The sequence below is a fragment of the Reinekea sp. genome (assembly GCF_982785585.1).
Map to the genome: position 1 here is coordinate 31,597 of NZ_CEYAVF010000003.1, position 23,419 is coordinate 55,015.

The window sequence follows — 23,419 nt, forward strand, 5'->3', positions numbered from 1 at the left end:
ATTACCTCTGAGCCAGTTTTTCGGCGATCGCGTCCATCAATTGACCGCCAATATCGGTGCCATAGGCGTTGTCAATTTCGCGAATGCAGGTCGGACTGGTGATGTTGATTTCGGTCAAATAGTCGCCGATAACATCTAGGCCGGCAAACAGCAGACCCCGGCGAACCAACTCCGGTGCCACCTGATCGGCGATCCAGCGGTCGCGGTCGGTCAGTGGCTGGGCCCGCCCGGTGCCGCCGGCAGCGAGGTTGCCACGGGTCTCGCCCTTGGCGGGCAGACGCGCCAGGCAGTAGTCGACGGGCTTGCCAGCAATCATCAGAATGCGCTTATCGCCCTCTTTAATTTCGGGCAGATACTTTTGCGCCATAATCTGTTGCTGACCATATCGGGTTAGGGTCTCGATGATCACGCTGACATTCGGATCGTCTGCTTTAAGCCGAAAGATCGCGCTGCCGCCCATGCCGTCGAGCGGCTTGAAAATCACATCGCCGTGGGTTTGATGGAAGGCGCGTAGCAGGGTGCTGTCGCGACTCACCAGATGAGCTGGGGCGCACTGGGGGAACTCGGTGGCAAAGACTTTCTCGTTGCAATCACGCAGGCTCTGTGGCCGATTGACGACCAGGGTACCGCTGGCTTCGGCCCGTTCCAGGATATAAGTTGCGTAAATATATTCGGTGTCAAAGGGTGGGTCTTTGCGCATCAGGATGACGTCAAAGTCGCTCAGTTTCATGGCCACAGCTTGTTCCAACTGATAGAACTGGCTCGGGTCACGAAAGACCGTCAGCGGCGCGGCCTGGCCCATGGCCACGCCGTCTGCCAAATAGAGATCGGCCAAGGTCAGGTAGTAGAGCTCCCAGCCCCTATCGGCCGCAGCCCATAACATGGCTAGAGAACTGTCTTTTTTGTAATTTACTTGTTCGATGGGGTCCATGACGATTGCGACTTTAATGCTCATGCAGAATCCTGATCCTAGTGTCGATGGTGTGGGCTTTAGTTTAAAGGAAACCCGCCTGAGTCAATATAACTTTCTTTGACATCGATAATGGCGACGTCTGAAAAACTGTGCTAAAAATTATGGACCTAGACTCGCTCGAATTGGGTAAAAAAACCTATAGAGAAACATAGTAGTCTCTTTCCTTACGCTATTCGTGTTTTTTCAACTAACATTAGATTATGAGCGCAACATTAAGCAGCCTTACCCCTGGGAAGACCTATGGATACGAGTTTTGAAAATCTGAAAGTCATGGTGATTGACGACTCCAAGACAATTCGACGCACGGCAGAGACACTCCTCAAAAAGGTCGGCTGTGATGTTATTACCGCCACGGATGGTTTTGATGCCCTCGCCAAAATCGCCGATTCAAAGCCAGATATAATCTTTGTGGATATTATGATGCCCCGCTTAGACGGTTATCAAACCTGCGCCCTAATTAAGAACAACAGCGCCTTTAAAGAGACGCCGGTCATTATGCTGTCCAGTAAAGACGGACTGTTCGATAAGGCCAAAGGACGCATCGTCGGTAGTGACCAATATCTTACCAAGCCATTTGGTAAAGAAGAATTATTGGGTGCCATCCGCGACTATGTTAAGTAATGCGATTTAATTAAACAGCCTGTATTGCTGAAGTGAAGGGTTCTATATGCCTCGTGTATTAATTGTTGATGACTCACCGACCGAAACCTATGCTTTTCAGGGCATGCTGGAGAAGCATGCCTTTGAAGTGTTTACCGCCGACAATGGCGCCGACGGGGTCGCCTTGGCGCGTCAAGAGCTGCCGGATGTGGTCTTGATGGACATCGTAATGCCCGGTTTAAATGGCTTTCAAGCCACCCGCCAACTGACCAAGGGCGCCGATACCGCGCATATACCGGTGGTTATTGTCACTACCAAGGATCAAGAGACGGATCGCGTCTGGGGTCGGCGTCAAGGGGCTTCCGGTTATCTGGTCAAGCCCGTCTCCGAAGAAGAGCTGCTCAGAACCATAGAAGCCGTGATGTCCGGCCAAACCCTAGGATAATGGTAATGTCCGATCGATCACCCATTTTGATCCTGCGCGAACTCGAAGCCCGCATCCGAGCTAAGGTGGTTGGGCTGCCGGAGCAGGAAAAGATATCGGAAACCTGGAGTGGCATCGGATTCCGCATGGGACAGCATTATTTTGTCTCCTCCATGGCGGAGGTCACCGAATTGCTGCGTGTCCCCGCGCACACCCGTCTACCCAATGTAAAGCCTTGGGTTTTGGGGGTATCCAATATCCGCGGCCGGTTAATTCCGATCATCGATTTAAACAGTTTTTTTGCCTATGACAGTACCGAGCCAATTCGCAGTCGGCGGATCCTAGTAATAGACCACCAGGGCCAGCCCGACGGCTTGGTAGTCGATGGTGTCGAAGGCATGCAGTACTTTGTGGCCGACTCCTTTAACGAGGTGGTGCCCGAATTACCGGATGAACTAAAGCCCTTCATTGTGGGGCATTTTGTTAAGGATCGAAAAGTATGGTCACGCTTCAGTATGAAAACGCTGGGCGACCATGAACAGTTTCAAGAAGTGGCAGTCTAGGTCCCCTTTTATTGAAATACACCATTAGATAAGCAGATGGCAGCCTGAGGCCAAACTGGAGCGAAATATGAAGCAAAGAGCCGGAAACCTTTTAACGATTTTGGGTACTAACCGACTTCTCAGCACGCTGCTGATCGGTTTGGGTTTGGTGATTGTGGCCTCTGTTGCGGTCTTTATTGAGGTCAGCGAACTGACCAAAAATGACCAGGAGTTTTTGGAAAATGCCGGCGAACTGAGAGTTCTGTCGCAGGAAATAGCCAAGAATGCCTCGGAAGCCTCGGCCGGTAAGGACGAAGCCTTTGCCTTATTGCAGCGCGCCAGTTCGGAATTTGAGATTCGCTGGAACTATATATTAGAGGGTGACAGAGCCAGCAAGCTGCCAGCCATTGGCGCGCATGCGCCGAGGGTGAACGTCAATGACCTGGGCAACGTCTGGTTGCAAGTCCGTGACGCCTCTGGCCTGATTGTCGCATCGCGTGAGACCATCTTGGCACTGCACGATACGGCCAATACCCTGGCCGAGCGCATCCCTGAATTGCAGGTTGAATACGACGGGGTGGTCGAAATCCTCTTAGAAGACGGCGCCGGTGCGACACAGGTGGCCGTTGCTCAGCGCCAATCCTGGCTGGCCGAGCGCATCATTCGCTCTATCAACAAGGTCCTAGTGGGTGGCGAGGGCGCGGTCATGGCGGCAGATTCCTTCGAGCGGGATGCGATTCTGTTCGAACGGGTGCTCGATGGTATGCGTTTCGGCAATACCAATATGGACATAGCCAAGTTAGACGATCCCGAAGCTGCGGTCTCGTTGGAGCGTATTGCGAGCATCTTCGATGTGGTGTCTGGTTCAGTCAAGCAGATCATGGCGACGTCGCCAGAGTTGTTTCGGGTGCGCGAAGCCTCGGGTAATATTTTTTCCGATTCGCAAGTGTTACTGGAGCTGTCCTCGGCGCTGGCCGACGAGATTCAGGACGCCAGCGATACCCGCTTTGTCAGCCAAAGCTGGGTTGAGGTCTTGGGTCTATTAGCCCTGGTGTTGATCGCCGGCGCGGTATTCGTGATTATTCGGGATACTCAGAGCGACTTACAGCAAACGGCTGAAACCAATGAACAAAACCAAAATGCGATCTTGCGTCTACTCGATGAATTGGCCGACTTGGCTGATGGCGATCTGACCACCCAGGCCACGGTAACGGAAGACTTTACCGGAGCGATCGCCGACTCGATCAACTTCGCGATCGATCAGATGCGCTCGCTGGTCTCGTCTATTAACACCACGGCCGTGCAGGTTTCCTCCGCGGCGCAGGAAACCCAGGCAACGGCCATGCATTTGGCCGAAGCCTCTGAACATCAGGCGCAAGAGATAGCCGGTGCTTCGGCGGCGGTCAACGAGATGGCCGTGTCCATCGACCAGGTGTCCGCCAACGCGGCGGAATCGGCGGCGGTTGCCGAGCGCTCGGTGGCGATCGCTAAGAAAGGCTCCGACGTGGTGCAAGCCACGATCAACGGCATGGATAATATTCGCGAACAGATTCAGGAGACCTCAAAGCGGATCAAACGCTTGGGTGAGTCCTCACAGGAAATTGGCGACATCGTTTCGTTGATTAACGACATCGCCGACCAAACCAACATTCTCGCCTTGAACGCCGCGATTCAGGCATCGATGGCCGGTGATGCCGGTCGGGGTTTTGCGGTGGTCGCCGATGAAGTACAGCGCTTGGCGGAACGATCGTCAGCGGCAACGAAACAGATTGGTGCCTTGGTCAAGACGATTCAGAACGATACCAATGAAGCCGTTATCTCGATGGAACAAACGGTCGCCGAAGTGGTGCGCGGTGCTCGTCTGGCGCAAGACGCCGGTGTGGCATTGGAAGAAATCGAAAGCGTCTCGAAAAACCTCGCCGACCTAATCCAAAATATTTCCAACGCGGCACGCCAGCAGGCCTCCTCGGCCGGTCATATTTCCAATACGATGAACGTAATTCAGGAAATCACCTCGCAAACATCAGCCGGAACCACCGCAACCGCACGCTCCATTGGTAACCTAGCGCAACTGGCCAATGATCTGCAGTCCTCCGTAGCCGGCTTTAAGTTGCCCGAAAACGATGATGATTTGGAGAACTTCACCATGCCTGGCCTCGACGAGGGCAGGGTGTCGGTCGGTTAGGGCGATAACCGCAGCAATAAGGTTGGGTTATGGTTAGGTTGGTTAAACAAGCGCCGGCGTTGTCGGATGTTGCCTTTGCCACATGGCAAGACATCATTGAGGACCGTCTGGGTTTGCAATTGCCTGAGCAGCGCCGCAGTTTCCTGAAAACCTGCTTAGCAATGCGGATGCGGGAGATCGGCTTCAGCGACTATTTGACTTACTTTAACTACGTTCGCAGTGGCGATGCCGGCCTAATTGAATGGAACTGCCTGATCGATCGCTTAACGGTCCAGGAAACACGGTTCTTTCGCGATCCAGAGGCCTTTGCCCTGGTGCGCGATCACCTTCAAAGGTGCTGCGACGCCGGAAGAGGGCCGCTGAGCTTGTGGAGTGTGGGTTGTTCTAGTGGCGAAGAAACCTACAGTTTGGCCATGTTAACGGCCGAGGTGCTGGAACAGACCGATCGTCGACCACGCTTGCGCTTCGGTGTGACCGGTACCGACGTGAGTCGCAATGCCTTGGATCAGGCGCGCGCCGGTGTCTATGGTCGACGCCGGGTTGAGCTGGTCGATGAACGCTTGGAACAACGGTATTTTGAACAGAGTGAAGACCATTATCAAGTTGTGCAGGCCGTCCGAGATAGGGTGTGTTTTGTTCGACTAAACCTTTTGGAGTTGGCGCGTTCACCACTGCGAAATCTGGATCTGATCTATTGTCAGAATGTTCTGATCTATTTTCGCAAATGGCGTAGAAAAGACATTGTTACTGAGTTGGCAGATCGATTGGCGCCCGGGGGTATGTTGGTACTCGGGCTTGGAGAGATGGGCGATTGGTCTCATCCGGCTCTGACCCGAGTTCCAAGTGAACGCGCGTTAGCTTATTTAAAACGTAAATAGACACGGGGAAATCGGCATGGCAGATCGCCGAGATTATGTGGCCCTTGAATGGGTCAAAGGTGAGATTTTCGAAACGTTAAAGCAGACGCGCTTTGCGCTTGAGGCGTTCGTTGCAGCACCGGATGATACTAATCGCCTGGAGTTCAGCTTGTCATACATTCATCAGGTGTATGGCACATTACAGATGGTTGAATTCAGCGGTGCTGCGTTGCTGGCTCATGAGATGGAACAGCTCAATCAAGCTATGATCGACGCTACCGTGCCGAGCAGCAGCGACAATCTAGCGCTGTTAATGCAAGCGATTATTCAGCTGCCCAACTATCTGGATCAATTGAAACAAGGTCAGCACGATTTGCCGATTGTCTTGCTACCGCTGCTGAATGACTTACGGGCTGCGCGCGGCGCCGCCTTGTTAACGGAAACCTCCCTGTTTGCCCCTGATTTGGCCGCCGCTCGGCGTCTCGCGGGCGAGCCCGAGGTATCCCGATTTGGCAAGACGCAGACCGCCCAGTTAGTGCGTAAATTGCGACAGATGTATCAATTGGCACTGTTAGGCTGGCTAAAAGGCGAAGACTTGGACAACAGTCTCGATTTTTTGGCCAAGGCCGTTGGTCGCGTTGCCGCCTTGACTGAGCGCGCGCCGATAGGCTCGCTATGGCAGGTTGTGGATGCCTTTGTGACCGGTTTGAAGACCGGTAAAATCGATCGCTCCTCGGCCACTGTGCAGGTGCTGCGCGACGTCGATGGTCAGCTTAAGGGCCTGTCACAAGACCCTTTGACAGTGGCCCAGAGTTTCCCCTCGGATCGCATCCTGAAAAATCTATTGTTCTACATCGCCAAGATTGGGCCCTCGAACATTGATCGCATTGATCAGGTCCAGCGTCGCTATCGCCTAGTAGATGCCTTACCGCCGAGCCATGAGGTTGAGTCGCAACGGGCCCGATTAGCCGGACCGGATCGGACCGCGGTCGACAATGTCATGACCGCTCTGCTGGAAGAGCTCGCTCGGCTCAAGGATACGCTCGATCTGATGGTGCGCGGCCAGAGCAAAGATCCCAATCGTCTCAGTGACCTTAAGCTTCCCATTGTGCATCTATGCGATACCCTAGCGCTGGTTGGACTGACGAATCCGCGCCGGGTCTTGAGCGAACAGTTGGCTATTATCGGTCAGGCTGAGGGCCAGCCGACGCTGATCAACGACGCCATGCTGATGGATATAGCCGGTGCCTTTTTGTACGTTGAAGCGACCCTGAATGGTATCGGGGTCGACTCCGATCTCAACAGCGCGTCGGATCAGGCCGATGATATTAGCGATGCCCATCGAGCGGTGTTGCGTGAAGCCCGGACCGGCATCGAGCAGGTTAAGAGCGCTGTGGTCGAATATATCGCCGGCCACTTTAACCCAACGCTCTTGGCCGATGTACCTGCCATCCTAGGGGCCGTGCGCGGGGGCTTGGCCATAGTGCCGCTGATCGATGCAGCCCAAGTGCTGACGTCGGTGCACACCTATGTGCAGAACCGGTTAATTGCCGAGAACTATCAACCGACCTGGCAAGAGATGGACGCACTGGCCGATGCGCTGGTGGGCGTGGAATATTATCTGGAGCGAATCTCCCAAGACGGACCGGGCACCAATCTCGAGATTTTAACGCGCGCGATCCACTCTCTTGCCAGCTTAGGCTTAACGGTGGATTTGAACCGGATTGCGCAGGATCAAGACGCGCCAATCAGCTCCGAGAGCCAGGTCCCGAACGGGCTGGAAACCGACGCGTCGGTCGACGATAACGACGTTTTGACCGTGATCGATGAGTGGCAGAGCGTCGAGCCTGTCCTCAACACGCCCGACCTCTCTGAACCTGAGCCCCTGCAAGAGCTGTCTTGGGACACGGTGATTGAGTTGGATGAAGCCGAGGTGGCCGAATTTACGCTCGAGCACGAAGATGCGAATGATCTGCAGAGCGAATTTGATGAAGTTGAATTTGAACGTGACCTAACCTTAGATTCGGCCGACATTCTGCCCGAAGCGGCAGCCGCTATCGCCGAACTCGACGCCGACAGCCCAATAATAGTCGAACCGACGCCCCTGGTGGAGCCTGCCGAGTCGAATGAGCTAAATGAGGCAGATCAAGCAGATGAAGGAGACGACGATGACCTAATCGATGACGAAATTCTCGAGATCTTCGTTGAGGAAGCCGAAGAGGTCATGGCCGTCATCAATGAATTTGTCCCTCAATATAAGGCCGACCGTAGCAATCAGGCAGCCCTGACCGAATTCCGTCGTGCTTTTCATACGCTCAAAGGCAGCGGTCGAATGGTCCGTGCGACCGTGGTCGGTGAAACCGCGTGGGCCGTGGAAAACATGCTCAACCGCATGATCGACGGATCCATCCCCTACAGTGCCGATCTGATTCGCGTCGTGGAGGAAGTAGCGGCCGCGGTGCCGGCCTTGGTCAAGGCATTTGAGACCAAGCAGTCACCCGATGTTGCAGGCGCGGACCAGTTAGCACAACGCGCCCATGCCATCGCCAAGGGTGAACCGGTGTCCTGGCCCGATCAGACGCTATTGGCTCCGGAGCCCGATCCGCTGGATGTGCCCGACCCGACTCTAGCGCTGGATTCGGAGCTCGATCTCGACTTGGATCTGGACGCGAATGCGCAGGATAGCTACCTTATCGAGCTGACCGACACTGAAGCAGCCGAAGTGGATGCAGATATCACCCCGTTCGAGGGCGACCCCTTCGGTATCATGGATACCGAGTTGGAGGACCTATACGAACGTGAGGCCCTCGACGGCCCACTCGACGCCGAGCAGAGCCAGGACGAAGCCAATGGGCCGGCGCAGCGCGATGCCGACAAGTCGGACGATAACGACACCAACCTGCTGCGCATCTTTAAAAATGAACTCGACTCCCATTTGGAATTTGTCGATAACTATCTAGCCGACAGTCCCTTAGGCCGCAAATTACCCGACGCCCTCCAGCGCGCCTTACACACCATGAAGGGCTCTGCGCATATGGCGAGCATGGACCGCATTGCCGAGGCGGTTACGCCGCTGGAACTGTTGGTCAAGGATCTGCAAGAACGCGGTGATTTGGCGACGCCGGCGTTTCTGTCCGTGCTCAGCGCCATGGTGGTGTTGGTAAAAGAGTCGGCCGGTATAGATCCGGCGGGACCGGCCGCGGCGTCGATCGAGGGTTATATTGAACAGGTCAACACCCTGCGCCGTAACCTACTGGCAGCGGATGACGCCAGCGAAGACGACGATGTTAGCCTGTTGTCGATCTTTTTATCCGAGAGTATGGATATCGTCATGGATGCCGAGGGCATCCTCGATCAATGGCGCCAGAGCGGGGATCCCGGCAAGGCGCCTGAGACCTTGGTGCGCGAACTCGATACCCTAGCCAATGCCGCGCTTGCGGTCGACCTCCTGCCCCTCTCGCAGTTAAGTACGCAACTGCGCGCGCTCTATTTAGCCGCAGACGCCAATGCCTTCATGCTCGGTGAGAAGTTCTTCAGCCTGGCTCATGATGGCCATGAATCGTTGATTTCGATGATGGATCGCCTGGCAGCCGGGCAGTCCATTCGCACCGATGCGCTCTTTTCGGAACGTCTGCAACAGCTCTATGAGGTGTTTGCCATGCCTTACGAGGTTATTGAGCCGCCTCGTTCGCGCGCGCCAGCCGCGGCACCGATCGAACCGCCCCAGGCAGCGTATAGCGCGCCGCCGAGTCTTGAACACGTTCCGGCGCAGCGTTATGCGGTTGAGGGTGACGCCGAATTGGTGGAAATCTTCTTGGAAGAGGCCAATGACATACTGGAAAGTATTCAGCAATCGTTGGAAGCCTGGGTTCAGGATCCGCAAAACACCATCGAGGTCGAGGCCTTACAGCGCGATTTACATACCCTCAAGGGGGGCGCGCGCATGGCCGAGATACTCCCGCTCGGCGACCTAGCCCACGAACTGGAATTTCTCTATGAGGGTTTGGCCCAGGGGCAATACCAAAGTTCTGCCGGCCTAATCAGTCTGTTGCAGCAGTGCCACGATCGACTGGCCACCATGGTCGGCGATATCGAGTCGAGCATGAGTTGCTTGTCCGCACCGGACCTGGTCGCAGCCATCGGTCATTTCCGTAAACATCCAGGCGCGCCCGCCCAGCCAGTGATCCTAACGCCGGCAATAGAGCAGAGCGTCGAACCTGAACCCGAATTCGAACCCGAACCCAAACCTGAATCGGCACCGGAACCGCCGCTCGAGTCATCGACCCCGACCGCGTCGCAGATGGCTGTCGTAGAGCCGCTTTCGGCGGATCTGGATTTCGATATATTGGCAATATTTATCGAGGAGGCGGGTGAGCTGTTAAATGAATTGGAAAATGCCATCGAAGAGTGGCGCTCCGATACCCTGAATGAAGCCCATGCCGATGAGATGAAACGGGTGCTGCACACCCTAAAAGGTGGCTCGCGTCTGGCGCGTTTGAAAGACTTGGGCGATAAGAGTCACGATTTTGAGAGTCATATTACGCGCGCCCAACAACAAAAAATCCCATTGGATGATGCCTTTTTTATCGGCATCTTGGCACGTCAAGATGAGATGGTACGCAATATCGAGCAGCTACAGGCACTCATTGACCAGCAGGAAAACGACGGCGAGGGCGGTTTTGGGCCCAGCGTGATTCAGATGGCGTCCGCGCAGGATCCTGACGAACCGCCCGTACCTAATTTCGCACCACCACCGGTCACTGAGCGAGCGCCGGCCTCGGACGAGGAGCCCGTTTCGGCCCAGGTTTTGCCCTTCAAAGCCAATTCGCCAGTCATCCCAAAAGCCGCGCAGGATGGCGTCGCGGTGCGCCGTGCCCAGCCACAAGAGACGGTCAAGGTGGCCGCCAACCTACTCGAAGGTCTGGTCAACCTAGCCGGTGAAACGTCGATTTCTCGGGCTCGGCTGGAGCAGGAAGTCAGCGATTTCTCCTATACCCTGGTCGATATGGATCAAACCATCGATCGACTGCGCGACCATGTTCGCCGGCTCGATATGGAAACCGAAGCGCAGATAGTATTTCGTCAAGAACGCGCCGAAGAAACCAACTATGAAGATTTCGATCCGCTGGAGATGGACCGATATTCGCAAATACAGCAACTGTCCCGGTCGCTGATGGAAGCCACCTATGACTTGCAGGATATTAAAACCACGCTGACCGATAAGACGCGCGACGCTGAGACCATTCTGTTGCAACAGAGTCGCATTAATACCGAATTACAAGAAGGCCTGATGCGCACGCGCATGGTGCCGTTTAATCGGTTAGTCCCTCGATTGCGGCGTATCGTCCGACAGGTGGCTGGCGATCTCGCCAAGGACGTCGACTTTATTGTCGGTAACGCCGAAGGGGAGGTTGATCGGACCGTCTTGGAACGGATGATTGCACCGCTCGAACACCTGCTGCGCAACGCCGTTGACCACGGCATCGAGCGCCCCGACGATCGGCTCGCGGCCAATAAAAATCGCCTGGGTAAGGTGGTTCTGGAGCTGTCTCGCGAAGGCAGTGATATCGTCCTGAGCTTGGCAGATGACGGTCAGGGTATCGATGTTGAACGCATTCGAGCCAAGGCGATTGAACGGGGTTTGATGAAGGCCGAATCGGATCTGAACGAAGCCGAGATCATGCAGTTTATTTTGGAGGCCGGTTTTAGTACCGCCGATAAGGTGACCCAAATTTCCGGTCGTGGCGTCGGCATGGACGTGGTCAACTCTGAGGTCAAACAATTGGGGGGCTCGATCTTTATCGACTCCCAACTGGGCCGTGGCACCGCCTTTGTTATCAGGCTGCCCTTTACCGTATCGGTCAATCGGGCGTTGATGGTCAATACGCTTGACGATCTGTATGCCCTGCCGCTGACCTCGATTGAGGGCATCGTACGGGTAACCCCCAAGCAGTTGGCCGAATACTATCAGCCCAATGCGCCTTTGTTCGAATACAACGGTAAGCGTTATCGACTGGAATATATGGGTTCCTTGCTGCACACCGGCGCGCGACCCAATGTCGCCGCGATGGAAAGCTCGGCCCCTCTGGTCTTGGTTAAGGGCAGTGATGAGCGCCATTCCATGGCATTGCATGTCGATCGTTTGATGGGCTCGAAAGAGATCGTGGTGAAGACACTCGGTGCTCAATTCAGCAAGCTGCAGGGCGTGTCCGGTGCCACCATTCTCGGTGATGGCTCGGTGGTGGTTATTCTCGATCTGGCGGCCCTAATTCGATCTGAGTTGGTGATTGAACATCAGAACGCCATGTCCTTGATGCAGATGAGCGCAGAGCTGGAACGCAAGAAAGAAGGCCCGCCACGCATAATGGTGTGCGACGATTCAGTCACCGTGCGCAAGGTGACCAGTCGCTTACTGGAGCGCAATGGCATGGAGGTGCTGTTGGCCAAGCACGGAGCTGATGCGATCAACCAAATGATTGACGAGATACCGGATCTGATCCTACTCGATATCGAGATGCCCTATATGGATGGCTTTGAGGTAGCCTCACGGGTGCGTCATGATGACCGTCTGCGCCATATCCCAATTATCATGATCACCTCGCGCACCGGCAGTAAGCATCGCGAGCGGGCCCTGTCGATCGGAGTGAACGATTATATGGGTAAGCCGTTCCAGGAAGGCCCACTGTTGGACGCCATTGAACGGTTGTTAAAGGGGTAATGGGCCTAAGGTGATGAAGGGCAAGCACAACCGCGTTGGCATCATTGCCTCGACCGCCTTAGCTCAGCATCAGTTGGAATGGGTCATTGCCGATGCCGGTTACGAAGTGGCGGTGAATACCTCGCCAGAGCGTCTCAATAAGCTTTTCTTGGCCAATGAAACGATCCGTTTATGGGTGGTCGAGTTAGCCGAGGACGGACAATGGAGCGAGCTATTACAGGATATTCTCGATCTAACCCAGGCCCCTATCTTGTTTGGTGACGGCCAGATACCGGCCAAAAATCATCAAGATTACCCCCGCTGGTGCAAACGCATGCAAAAAAAAATGCATGCCTTTGCACCGGTTTTGCAAGCGGCGGTCAGCGCGCCCCAATTTGACCTCGATGTACTGATGCGCTGCGTTGAAAAACCGCGCTTCGAATTGCCGGAGTCATTAAAGAATGCACCCAATCCGGACTTAGGCCCGATCTGGGTGTTGTGCGCGTCCTTGGGCGGTCCGCAAGCGGTTAAGGATTTTCTCGATCTGTTGCCGCTCGACATACCGGCCACCTTTTTGTATGCCCAGCATATAGATGCCGGCTGTTTAGCGGCCTTGGTGCAGTCGGTTGGTCGTCACGCCGCGCTGACTATGACCTATGCCGAACACGGCCTGTCATTGGTCAATGGCCAGGTGGCTGTGGTGCCAGTAGATCACGAGATTCTGTTTGCCAACCATCCAGCGGTACTCTGGCAGGACCGAGAATGGAGCGGCCCCTACGGTCCCAGTCACGATCAGTTATTGAAAAACGCTGCCGAGCATTTCGGTCGTCAATGCAACGCGATTATCTTCAGCGGTATGGGCAGCGATGGCACCCTGGGTTCGGCCCTGGTTAAGGAGATGGGTGGCACCGTATGGGCCCAGGCCACCGAGAGTTGTGTGCAAAGTTCAATGCCCGATGCCGCTGACCAAGCCGGCAGCGTCGATTGGCGCGGTTCGCCGGCTCAATTGGCCGAAAAATTAATCGTCTGGCTGGCGCAGCGACAAACGCAAACGGCCTAGCTTAAGGAAAAATCCTATGAAAACGCCATCACAACTCAAGGCACAGTCCATAACGGATTTGGTCGCCAGTCTCTTGATTCCGGTGCACAATAAAAGTCTGCTGGTGCCCAATATTGTTATCGCCGAGGTGGTCGCCCTGCAGATGATCAGCCCATTGCCCGAGGCGCCGTCGTGGGCGCTCGGTTCAATCCTGTGGCGTGGTGAGCAGGTTCCGGTGATGAGTTTTGAAATTGCCAACAGCGAAATCCATGGCCGCGATTCCGAACAGGCCCGCCTCGCGGTGCTCAATGCGGCCAGCGGTCAGTCGCGCTTTAAATATTTTGCTATTTTGGTGCAGGGCATTCCGCGCATGATCAAGTTAACCGCGGCAGACGTGCAAGAGGACAAACTGGCCAGTTTGGGGCAGGGCGAAAGGATGGCTGTTATCACGCAACTAGGTAAGGCGGTTATTCCAGACATGGATTACCTCGAAGCGCTCTTGGACAAGCTCTAAACGTTCGCGGCCGTCCGGTCGGCGCAACAGGATCGGGGCGTCGCTAGAGGTCTGCTTGGGCGGCATGAATGCGCCGTTCGAGTTTCAATTTAAACTGCAGGTAATGCATCGTTTGGTCCCGGCCCAGGGGTAGGTGGTCAATTACCGCAGACGTTAAGGCCAGGTCGATGATGTAGATCTCCGGGTTCGCTCGCGAGGGGTCCAAACCGAGCCCATAGGACGCGATTGCGCGGTAAAATAAGTCGCCCCAGGCCGGGCTGTGAAATTCTTGCTCACCACAGACCACTCGATAGTCATAACCACCCTGTGCAGACAGTGTGACAGTCACCCCGATGCCGATAAAGTGCGCAGCCTGGGCCCAATCATTGAGCCCTGTTTTCTTCAGATCAAAGCGCCCCGGGCTGCGCTCAATTTGCACGAAATGGTTGTCCGCCTTGGGTTTGCGGTCATCTATGCCGGAGCGGCGCTGATCGGTGGCGTGCAAAAACTGCAACAACGGCGCCCACAGGGTTGCCAGATTGCGCACTGGCTGTTTGAAAACCAGCAACGAGCCTTGCTCATCGATTAGATACAGGGTCGCCTGCTGGTGGCGTTTTTCACAGGCCAACAGAACGGCATGCGGGCGGTGTAAACGGTAGAGTTTGGCCCAGAGGGGGTGATCCAGAGCAAACTGGCGATCGAAGATAAGCCGGCTATAGTCCGCCTGTTCAAGCGCCAGTTGCATTCGAAGCTCGTCCAGACTGTCGGTCGGAACATAGCCAATCGTTCGGTTATGGGCCTGATAGAGCAAATAGCGATTGCCAATACGACAGATGAATCGGTTATTTGGTGGCTGTCCGATGCTGCACAATGCCGCCAAAGCAGCTTGCATAAGGGCGTCAACGCGCAGCGCCAATACTGAAGGCTCGACCTGACTGGGACACAGGGTGACCAACGCCGGAAGGTCATCGGGTGCCTGCGCATGGATTCGATTCAGGAGCGATTTCAGCCCCTTGGCCAGCGCATCCTGCGTGGCAAACCGTTCGACCTCGACCTCGCCCCAACTGTTCACCAGTACCTGATCGAGACTGTGCACCGAGCTGTCCGAACGAGACTGGCGCGGATCGCATCCGAGATTAATAATCAGCAAGACCCGAGTCACCCGCGCCGGCCGATCAAAGCAGTGCGCTTCGGTGTGCGGTCTTGGGTTGGGTACCTGGTTTCGAAGCGCAGTCAACGCCGTGCGAACCTCATCGTCGTTGACCTCATGCCGGGCGGGAAAGATGGGAACCTGCAGCGCAGCCGTGAGCAGGCCATTTAGATGGCACCAGAGCAATGCTTCCACCAAACCATTGGCCGATTTGAGTGCTGGGGTACGCGACTGTTGGCTCATCGGCCGATCGTACACGCCCCATTGGTAGACGCCCGGATCTTCTCGGCTGGCGCGTTCATAGAGGTGAACTCGTTGGTTACTGAGGTCGACATCCAAGCCGATGTGGATAAAGTTGATCTTACCCTGACGCCGATCGAATGCGGCGTGTAATTTGCGATTGAGGCTCAGTCGGTCCGCTCGAGATAGGCCGTCACTGGGCGGCTGACTGGGCGAATATTGACACAGGGCCCTATAGCTTTGGGTCAGCTCAGCAATTAATAGCCGGCGTTCCGTCAACATATCTTCGATGGTCCACGCTCGGACGGCGTCCAGATGTTTGAGCGCGGCCGCCGACCAACCCCAGGACTGCACCAAGTTGTCCATTAATTTATGGCGCCACCCGAGCGCGTGCGTGCGTTGCGACAGCTTGAGGCCAACCTTGAAATAAAAGCAGCGTCGAATCAACTCCAGCCGCTTAGTTTGGTCATGTGCCAACAGATAGGATTCTATTTTCTGGTACAGCATGACATAGGGATCGAGATCATCGAGCGAGAGCTGCATGCGATAAATTCTGTTTTTATAAGCCTGTGCCAGGCAGTCGATATGGGGCAACTGGCGCGCATAGATTTCCAGTAAAATTAGCATTAATACCGATTGATAGGGCGAGTCGATCGCTTGATAAATTTGCCGAAGGCCGGCGCCGGCAAAATCGTCGCTGGCCAATGCGCCGAGCCCGCCAAAATCGATGCACTGAGATTTATCGACCGCCCCAGTGTGATAAAGCGCCTGCAATGTTGCCGCATAATCGCCTTCATAAGCCGTCGGTACCAACCACCAGGCGGGGTATACACCCGCCAAGACCTGTGCCGTTTGGTAGAATTCATCGAGCCGCCGGCCATCGCTGCCAGATCTTGGGCCTCCGACTGCCGATGAGGGATGTGAGCTCACTTGCCAATGGCGCGCATCCACTAGCACGAAGCGCAGCATCAGATGAAATCCTTGCGCCCACTGGGTGAGTTGGTCGGTCTTTTCCCGCAACAAAGCCAGCTGTCGGGCCGATAGCGGGGTCTCGAAACAGACCCATATCATCAGCTCGGTGCCAATTGCTTGGCCAATACTGCCACCGGTACCGATCAAATAGAGGCCCGAGATAGCGGCTTTGTGGAGCGCTGGACCCTGGCTCATCAAGCCCCCGGTGAGTCGTTGGGCCGCCTTGAGCAGGCTCTTCGCAGGCTGGTACTGGGCAATGCCGGTTGGACAATGGGGGTCGCCTGAATAGCCCGGTAGGCTCTGATGGCTCAGGTGAAACAACAGCGGTAATAGATCAAAGGCCTGCTGTTGCTTGGGCTTCAAGTCGTCCCGACAACGCGCCAGACGGCCGTCATTTGCCTGCGTAAATCGGCTCAAAACATGTCGAATATGGTCTGCCGAGGCAGCACCACTGTGGATGAAACCAGTCGTGTCTGGGTGGGGCCAGGTATCAGTCATGCGGCAAAGGCCTTTATCCTGAGTCAGGGCACCGGGTTAGGAGACCCGAGCGCATACACTAGCACCCAGCGTAGTTGAGTATTTCCGTTCGGATCTGTTAAAGTTGCCCGTCTCATAAAATAATTAGGCCCAATAGGCTTCTGGCACTAAGATGGGTTAGGCATTTATATGGGCCGTGAACGAGGCCGGGCGGTTATGGCATACCGTCCACCGACTGAAAGTGGGTAATATGACTTCAGAGCATCCAAAAAAACTGCTGGTGGTTGATGATGACCAGGAAATTCGCGAGCTACTCGCCGTTTATCTGCAAAAAAATGGCTTTACCGTCGCCGTGGCCGCAGAAGGTAACGCGATGCGTCACCTTATGGCTGCCGAACAGTTCGATTTAATCGTCCTCGACATCATGCTACCCGGTGACGATGGCTTCGTTCTGTGCCAGGAAATTCGTGCCCAATCTAGCATCCCCATCATTATGCTCACCGCCGGATCCGATGAGACCGATCGCATCATCGGTTTGGAGCTCGGTGCCGATGACTACGTCGGCAAACCCTTCAATCCGCGCGAACTGTTGGCGCGAATCAAAGCGGTCCTGCGCCGTTTTGACGAGACCAAAAGCAAGGTTCAGCCGCTGGATACGCTGCGTTTCGGCGCGTTCACGCTGCACGCCGCGAATCGAGAATTGCAGTATGCTGACGAGCCCCCCGAGTCCTTGAATGGGGCCGATTTCAATCTGTTGCGGTTATTCCTGTCGCGACCGGGCCAGGTATTGAGCCGGGACGATCTGTCCTTGCATCTGCGCGGGCGTGATTCGTCGCCCTTCGACCGTTCCATTGATGTGCAGATCAGTCGGCTGCGTAGCCGCTTGCGCGACGACGGCAAGTCGCCCCAGATGATCAAAACCGTGCGCGGTGCCGGTTATATATTAACCACACCCGTCGAACCGGCTAAGTAGGCCGCCCTTGTTTATGATTTCGTCACTCTATGCCCGCTTCTTGGTCCTGATGGTAGGCGGCCTGATATCGTCCTTTCTGCTCAGCAACTACCTTTGGTATACCGTGCTGGAGTCCAAACGACTGGCACAGGGGCGTGAGATGGCCCGGGACATGGCATTTTCAGTGGGTTCGACGATGGAATTTATTCGTGCCTACCCGACCGAGTATCGCCATATTATTCTCAACCAATTCCGCGATATGGGCGGCTCCCGTTATCTGGTCTCCATTAACAAAAAATTTATCAACATTGACCCCTTCATCGATTCCGATCTAAAGCGAGAGTTTATCGATAACTTCCTCGCGGCCATCGAGGAAAAATTGGGTCAGAGGCTGGAGGGTCTGAGCGTCGAGTTTGCTGATCCGACCGAGTTGCGGGTCTACAAAAAAGACATTCGCTTGGTCGATTTGCCGCCCCGTTGGGCGCAAAATACCCTGATCCGTGAGCCTGAATCGGCACCGGTTCTGGTGGCCCAGGTACTGGTCGGTGAGGGTGAATGGCTTTACTTGGCCGGCCTCTTGTCCGACCCCTATTACCTCAATGAGAGTCGCTACTTGGGTGCCGATCAATTGCTGTTCTTATCCATTATGCTCGTCGTCCTGCTGGCAATTAGCTGGGTGCTGGTGCGTTGGTTGACCCGGCCGCTGGTCAAGTTATCGCGCGCGGCACGGCGCTTAGGCACCGATATAGAGTACGATATCCGCTCGCTCCAGATTGAAGGCACCCGAGAGGTGCGCGAAACGGCGATGGCCTTTAACTTTATGCAGGAACGGGTGGTGCGTTTTATTGAGGATCGGGAGCGGATGTTCTCGGCCATTTCCCACGACTTAAAAACCCCCATTACCCGGCTGCGCTTGCGCTCCGAACTGATGGACGACTCCGACACCAAACGCAAGATGATTGGCGATTTGGAGGAACTGGAATCGATGGCGCGCGGCGCACTGGATCTGGGTAAAAGCACCGATATCCACGAAGGGATGCACGCCATCAATATCAATCAACTGATGCGCACTTTTAAAGATGAGTACAAGCTGATGGGTGCCGAGATCGAAATTCGCGGCATCGCAAAACGGCCCTATTTTGGCAAGCCATTGGCGCTCAAACGTTGCATTTCTAACCTGATTAACAATGCTGTTTTCTATGGTAAAAGTTTGCGCCTTGATGTGGTCGACAGTCGCGCTGAAATGAAGATCTACATAGTTGATCAGGGCCCGGGCATTCCCGAGGAGCAGCTCGACAAGGTCTTTGAACCTTACGTGCGGCTCGAAGGATCGCGCAATCGCAACACCGGTGGCGCCGGTTTGGGCTTGAGTATTGCGCGCAACATTGCCCATGCCCATGGCGGGCGTCTAACCTTACGCAATAGGATTGGCTCGGGCCTGGAAGCCGCGGTTATATTGCCGCGCATATGAGCGCGCGTTCTAATTCCTAATTAACAATTAACCCTTAATGGACATTCAACAGCCTTGGCCTTTTCGGCGATCTTGGGTATAGTACCAAGTTGTTCAATCGGTCAGGTTTTTATAAGAGGCAATAATGGCTACTCCACATATTAAAGCAGAACTCGGTGACTTCGCAGAAACAGTGCTAATGCCCGGAGACCCTTTACGGGCGCAACATATAGCGGAAACCTTCTTATCCAACGTGGTGCGTGTCAACGATGTACGCAATATGTTTGCCTATACCGGCGAATACAAGGGCAAGCGCCTGTCAGTGATGGGCTCGGGTATGGGAATTCCCTCGATCTCTATCTATGCCAAGGAATTGATCACCGAATTGGGTGTGAAGAACATTATCCGAGTCGGCACCTGCGGCGCCCTGGCAGACGATATTCAACTGCGTGATGTTATCGTTGCCATGGGGGCCAGTACCGACTCCGGTGTCAACCGAGCCCGCTTGCAGGGCTATGATTTTTCCGCCATCGCCAGTTACCCCTTGCTGGAAGCAACCGTCAATGCCGCTCGGGACGCCAAGATAGAGGTGCGGGTCGGTAATGTGTTTTCGGCCGATCTGTTCTACACCCCGGTCGATTGCATTATGACTACCTTAGCCGGGATGGGCATCTTAGCCGTCGAAATGGAAACAGCCGGCCTCTACGGCGTAGCCGCCGAATACGGCGCCAACGCCTTGGCGGTGATGACCGTGAGCGATCACATATTGCGCGGTGAAGCGGCCAGCGCCGATGAACGGCAAAATACCTTCAATGATATGATCGAAATCACCCTGAATGCGGCCATCACGCTCTAAACCATAGGGAACAGCTTATGACGGATAACTTTACCACCCTATATGATCTGGCCAAAGCGGGAGCGGCCCTGGCCTATGCACCTTACAGTCAGTTTCAGGTCGGCGCGGCCTTGGCCACCGTCGACGGTGCCCTGTTCAGCGGCTGCAATGTGGAAAACGCTTCCTATGGGCTGGGCTTGTGTGCCGAACGCAATGCTATCACCACCGCCGTCGCGGCCGGGGTCAAGCCGGGGCAAATCGACCGATTGGTGCTCTTCATTGACCGCGCCGAGTTGTTTTCACCGTGCGGCGGCTGCCGTCAGGTAATGAGCGAATTTATGAAGCCCACCGCTATCATTAGCGCCACCAATGGACAGGGTCAGCGAAAAGATTGGACCGTGGCCGAGCTATTGCCGGACGGCTTTCAGTTGCCCGGCTAGGCGAACTGCGCTAGCAGCGCAACTATGTTGGCCACCCTAAGATTCCTTATTGGCACTGTGCCGCCTTAGATCCTTGTGAAAATGGCGACCTAAGCTCACCAATCCGCTACACTCGGTTTAAAACTGGGCGGCACGGCAGCCGAATTAAGGTTTCAACCTGTGGTGATGGTCAATGGCGCAACGATTGTATTATTTTCTGTTAGCAGCCTTAGCTTACGGTTTGTTCAGTTGGGTCGGCCTCTTGCTGGTGATTCCACCCGGTTTTTCGTCAGCCATCTGGCCCGCGGCCGGTCTGGCATTGGGCCTCTATATCCTGATGCCCACGCGCGCGATAGTGGGAGGTATCTGGCTCGGTGCCTTTATCGTCAATCTCGGTATTGCGACCCAAGGTTTCAGCCAGTTCAGTTTGCCAGCCGTGTTGATGGCCGTCACGACCGGTACCGGTGCCACGCTGCAGATGCTGTTTGGCAGCTGGCTATTCGGTCGCCTGTTAAGCACTGATCAATACATAGCAACGCCGCACGATATTTTCAAGTTCGTGCTCTTGATCAGTCCGTTGAGCTGTCTGATTGGCTCAACGATTGGTGTGGTGCCGCTTTATGTAAACGGCTTTGTCAGTCTCGCCAACCTCCCCTTCAGCTGGCTAACCTGGTGGGTAGGCGATGCCATTGGCCTCATGCTGTTCACCCCGCTCATTCTGACCCTGCTGTCCACCAATCAGCGGCTGAGCAACGCTCGTAAACTGCTCTCGCTGGTGCCAATGACGGTCATTTTCAGCGCAATCCTAGTGCTTTTTTTCGGGTCGTTGCAACACCATCGGCAGAATCAAAGCACCGAAATGAGCGAACTTGCCCAGCGATTGCATCTGAATGTAGAACGGCGTTTAAGGGATTCTGCCAATAAATTACTGGCCTACTCGGCCTTTTTTCAAGCCTCCAGCTATGTATCGGCCGACGACTTCGCCGCTTTTTCGGCCACCATCAATACCGGTGACCCCACCTTTCAAGTTGTTGGTTGGACCCCGATTGTCCACCGCATTGAGCGGGCGTCCGTCGAGGCGGACGTGCGCGCCCAAGGTTTTCCGGACTTTACCTTTACCGAGCCGAGTCCGAATGGGACGGTGCCTGCTGGGCCACAAGACATTTACTACCCGGTGGTCTATATCTATCCATTTGCGCTTAATAAAAGGGCCTTCGGTTTGAACTTGGGGGCCATTCCGTCGCGCTTGCTGGCCCTGACTCAGGCATTTGAGCAGAATCAGAGCGTGGCCACGGCACCCATTCAGTTGGTCCAAGAGCTGGATGGCACGTTGGGTTTTATCCTTTATCTACCGGTGTTTCGATCTACACAATTGGCCTTCTTGAGTGGACCTGAAAAGGAACTGCTAGGTTATGTGGGCGGTGGTTTTCGGATTGGCGCCGTGCTGCGGGGAGCGCAACGCGAAGCCGAGAAGATTGGCATCGGTATCGATCTCCACGATATCACCGACGGCCGGCAGCCATTACAGGAATCGACTTTGATTGCCGTCGAGGGGTTTGAGCCAGTTACCTATAGCCTTTTCTTCGGCCAACGGCACTATCAGCTCACCTTCTTTGTGAGTGAAAAATTCGGTCTCTATCATAAGGATTGGACCAGTTGGATTATCCTCACCGCGGGCTTTCTGATTGCGGCCCTATTGAATTCAGTAATTCTAATGTTAGCGGCCACCACCGAAAATATTCGCCATGAGGTTGCCCGAAAAACTGACGATCTAATGCAGGCGACCCAGGCTGCGATAGAGGCCAATGCCGCCAAATCCAATTTTTTGGCCAACATGAGTCATGAGTTCCGCACTCCGCTCAACGCTATTATTGGGCTCAATGAACTGTGCCTGATGACCCCATTAACGGCCCAACAAAGCGATTATCTGGGTAAGTCGCAAATGGCGTCGAACACCCTATTGGGACTGATCAATCATACCCTCGATTATGAAAAAATTGCTTTGGGTAAGTTGGAGGTCGAAACCACCCCTTTCTCCCTCAATAACATCCTGGACAAGATGCATGCGATCTTTGCCATTCAGGCTGTTCAGAAAGGGCTGTATTTTGTGGTAACGGTTCCGACGGCCCTGCCTGAAACCGTGCTTGGCGATGCGCTGCGTGTGGAGCAGGTTCTGCTGAACTTGTGCAGCAACGCCGTTAAATTCACCGACCAGGGCGGGGTTACTGTCGAGCTGGTTGTTATCACCCGGACACTGGAACACATCGCCCTAGAATTAACGGTGAGCGATACCGGCATCGGCATTTCTCCCGATGAACAGGGCCATTTGTTTGAATCATTTCGTCAGGCCGATGCCTCGACCGCACGAAAATACGGCGGCACGGGATTGGGTCTGAATATCAGCCGTCAGCTCGTCGATTTAATGGGAGGGGAGATCGATGTGCACAGCGACCTGGACGTGGGCAGTCAATTTGTCGTCCGGCTGATGTTTCAAATAACCACCGCAGATGGCCGTCAGATAGACGCGGTCAGCCAAAACGGATTGAACGTTCAGCAGTCCTCTGCCCAAAATACGTCGGCTGTGCGAGTTTATGGTGCGGCCATCCCATCGGCGTCACCTCCGGACATGACCAAAGAGGCGCTCAAGGGGCTGGCATTGTTGGTCGTGGAAGACAATATTATCAACCGGGTGGTGGCCGAAGGGCTGTTGCGATCGATGGGCGCGGAGATCACCTTAGCCGTTGACGGCTTTCACGCCCTAGAGATCCTGCAGTCGGGTGCCGACTTCGACCTGATCCTGTTGGATATACAGATGCCTGGCATGGACGGTTGCGAGTTGGCTCGTAAAATTCGTCTGTTGCCCGGCGCTGTCAACGAACTGCCGCTAATAGCCATGACGGCCAATGTGATGGACGATGATATCGCCCGCTGCTTAGCCGCCGGAATGGACGATCATATCGGCAAGCCGCTCAATATTCGGACCATGGTCGACAAAATTCTAGCGCGCATTGGTTGAAAATTGGGCGCTCACGCAGCCCAAGGCCTCAGACGTCACGACCTAGACATTGGTCTTAATTGTCAACAATATGTTGATATCTACGCATTTCTAGCGCA

The 23,419-nt window shown here is 54.9% G+C and carries 15 protein-coding genes; 13 read left to right on the forward strand and 2 right to left on the reverse strand.

All coding sequences use genetic code 11. From position 1 onward, the window contains the following. Window position 1: 1 nt before the first annotated feature. The gene (gene gshB, locus AC4FIC_RS02075) at window positions 2-955 is read right to left on the reverse strand and encodes a glutathione synthase (RefSeq protein ID WP_273284792.1); all 954 of its coding nucleotides are present in this window, start codon (window positions 953-955) and stop codon (window positions 2-4) included. A 258-nt stretch (window positions 956-1,213) separates the two neighbouring features. Here gshB and pilG point away from each other — a divergent pair, with 258 nt between their 5' ends. From pilG to AC4FIC_RS02115, 8 genes are all read left to right on the forward strand, one after another. Beyond that, the gene (pilG, locus tag AC4FIC_RS02080) at window positions 1,214-1,594 is read left to right on the forward strand and encodes a twitching motility response regulator PilG (RefSeq protein WP_100258213.1); all 381 of its coding nucleotides are present in this window, start codon (window positions 1,214-1,216) and stop codon (window positions 1,592-1,594) included. Window positions 1,595-1,640: 46 nt separating this feature from the next. Next, on the forward strand, window positions 1,641-2,018 hold the full coding sequence (gene pilH / locus AC4FIC_RS02085) for a twitching motility response regulator PilH (protein WP_100258212.1): 378 nt from the start codon (window positions 1,641-1,643) through the stop codon (window positions 2,016-2,018). A gap of 5 nt (window positions 2,019-2,023) precedes the next feature. After that, on the forward strand, window positions 2,024-2,560 hold the full coding sequence (locus AC4FIC_RS02090; RefSeq protein ID WP_227003697.1) for a chemotaxis protein CheW: 537 nt from the start codon (window positions 2,024-2,026) through the stop codon (window positions 2,558-2,560). 67 nt (window positions 2,561-2,627) lie between these two features. Continuing rightward, complete coding sequence (locus AC4FIC_RS02095) at window positions 2,628-4,724, forward strand: methyl-accepting chemotaxis protein (protein WP_100258210.1); 2,097 nt, start codon at window positions 2,628-2,630, stop codon at window positions 4,722-4,724. A gap of 29 nt (window positions 4,725-4,753) precedes the next feature. Further along, window positions 4,754-5,602, forward strand: a complete 849-nt coding sequence (locus AC4FIC_RS02100; protein WP_273284797.1) for a CheR family methyltransferase — start codon at window positions 4,754-4,756, stop codon at window positions 5,600-5,602. Between the two features lie 16 nt (window positions 5,603-5,618). After that, window positions 5,619-12,299 (forward strand): Hpt domain-containing protein, encoded by a 6,681-nt coding sequence (locus AC4FIC_RS02105; protein WP_476194265.1) that lies wholly within the window; start codon window positions 5,619-5,621, stop codon window positions 12,297-12,299. A 13-nt stretch (window positions 12,300-12,312) separates the two neighbouring features. Beyond that, window positions 12,313-13,338 carry a chemotaxis protein CheB gene (locus AC4FIC_RS02110; protein ID WP_100258207.1) on the forward strand — a complete coding sequence of 342 codons (1,026 nt, stop codon included), beginning with the start codon at window positions 12,313-12,315 and terminating at the stop codon, window positions 13,336-13,338. Window positions 13,339-13,354: 16 nt separating this feature from the next. Beyond that, window positions 13,355-13,831 carry a chemotaxis protein CheW gene (locus AC4FIC_RS02115; RefSeq protein ID WP_100258206.1) on the forward strand — a complete coding sequence of 159 codons (477 nt, stop codon included), beginning with the start codon at window positions 13,355-13,357 and terminating at the stop codon, window positions 13,829-13,831. Between the two features lie 43 nt (window positions 13,832-13,874). Here the strand turns inward: AC4FIC_RS02115 and AC4FIC_RS02120 are convergent, their stop codons facing one another. Beyond that, window positions 13,875-16,670, reverse strand: a complete 2,796-nt coding sequence (locus AC4FIC_RS02120; RefSeq protein ID WP_490359370.1) for a class I adenylate cyclase domain-containing protein — start codon at window positions 16,668-16,670, stop codon at window positions 13,875-13,877. 229 nt (window positions 16,671-16,899) lie between these two features. Between AC4FIC_RS02120 and AC4FIC_RS02125 the strand changes: the two genes are divergently transcribed. The 5 genes from AC4FIC_RS02125 (at window position 16,900) to AC4FIC_RS02145 (ending at window position 23,321) form a co-directional block, all read left to right on the forward strand. Beyond that, window positions 16,900-17,622 carry a response regulator gene (locus tag AC4FIC_RS02125; RefSeq protein ID WP_100258204.1) on the forward strand — a complete coding sequence of 241 codons (723 nt, stop codon included), beginning with the start codon at window positions 16,900-16,902 and terminating at the stop codon, window positions 17,620-17,622. A gap of 13 nt (window positions 17,623-17,635) precedes the next feature. After that, window positions 17,636-19,072, forward strand: a complete 1,437-nt coding sequence (locus AC4FIC_RS02130) for an ATP-binding protein (protein WP_476194266.1) — start codon at window positions 17,636-17,638, stop codon at window positions 19,070-19,072. 124 nt (window positions 19,073-19,196) lie between these two features. Beyond that, window positions 19,197-19,907, forward strand: a complete 711-nt coding sequence (gene deoD, locus AC4FIC_RS02135) for a purine-nucleoside phosphorylase (protein ID WP_100258202.1) — start codon at window positions 19,197-19,199, stop codon at window positions 19,905-19,907. 17 nt (window positions 19,908-19,924) lie between these two features. After that, on the forward strand, window positions 19,925-20,326 hold the full coding sequence (cdd, locus tag AC4FIC_RS02140) for a cytidine deaminase (RefSeq protein WP_100258201.1): 402 nt from the start codon (window positions 19,925-19,927) through the stop codon (window positions 20,324-20,326). 172 nt (window positions 20,327-20,498) lie between these two features. Then, window positions 20,499-23,321, forward strand: a complete 2,823-nt coding sequence (locus tag AC4FIC_RS02145) for a CHASE domain-containing protein (RefSeq protein WP_100258200.1) — start codon at window positions 20,499-20,501, stop codon at window positions 23,319-23,321. Window positions 23,322-23,419: the final 98 nt, after the last annotated feature.

Excerpts from the sequence above, each read along its gene's own strand:
- gshB (WP_273284792.1), bottom strand. The coding sequence starts at position 955 with ATGAGCATTAAAGTCGCAATCGTCATGGACCCCATCGAACAAGTAAAT.
- pilG (WP_100258213.1), top strand. The coding sequence starts at position 1,214 with ATGGATACGAGTTTTGAAAATCTGAAAGTCATGGTGATTGACGACTCC.
- pilH (WP_100258212.1), top strand. The coding sequence starts at position 1,641 with ATGCCTCGTGTATTAATTGTTGATGACTCACCGACCGAAACCTATGCT.
- AC4FIC_RS02090 (WP_227003697.1), top strand. The coding sequence starts at position 2,024 with ATGTCCGATCGATCACCCATTTTGATCCTGCGCGAACTCGAAGCCCGC.
- AC4FIC_RS02095 (WP_100258210.1), top strand. The coding sequence starts at position 2,628 with ATGAAGCAAAGAGCCGGAAACCTTTTAACGATTTTGGGTACTAACCGA.
- AC4FIC_RS02100 (WP_273284797.1), top strand. The coding sequence starts at position 4,754 with ATGGTTAGGTTGGTTAAACAAGCGCCGGCGTTGTCGGATGTTGCCTTT.
- AC4FIC_RS02105 (WP_476194265.1), top strand. The coding sequence starts at position 5,619 with ATGGCAGATCGCCGAGATTATGTGGCCCTTGAATGGGTCAAAGGTGAG.
- AC4FIC_RS02110 (WP_100258207.1), top strand. The coding sequence starts at position 12,313 with ATGAAGGGCAAGCACAACCGCGTTGGCATCATTGCCTCGACCGCCTTA.
- AC4FIC_RS02115 (WP_100258206.1), top strand. The coding sequence starts at position 13,355 with ATGAAAACGCCATCACAACTCAAGGCACAGTCCATAACGGATTTGGTC.
- AC4FIC_RS02120 (WP_490359370.1), bottom strand. The coding sequence starts at position 16,670 with ATGACTGATACCTGGCCCCACCCAGACACGACTGGTTTCATCCACAGT.
- AC4FIC_RS02125 (WP_100258204.1), top strand. The coding sequence starts at position 16,900 with ATGACTTCAGAGCATCCAAAAAAACTGCTGGTGGTTGATGATGACCAG.
- AC4FIC_RS02130 (WP_476194266.1), top strand. The coding sequence starts at position 17,636 with ATGATTTCGTCACTCTATGCCCGCTTCTTGGTCCTGATGGTAGGCGGC.
- deoD (WP_100258202.1), top strand. The coding sequence starts at position 19,197 with ATGGCTACTCCACATATTAAAGCAGAACTCGGTGACTTCGCAGAAACA.
- cdd (WP_100258201.1), top strand. The coding sequence starts at position 19,925 with ATGACGGATAACTTTACCACCCTATATGATCTGGCCAAAGCGGGAGCG.
- AC4FIC_RS02145 (WP_100258200.1), top strand. The coding sequence starts at position 20,499 with ATGGCGCAACGATTGTATTATTTTCTGTTAGCAGCCTTAGCTTACGGT.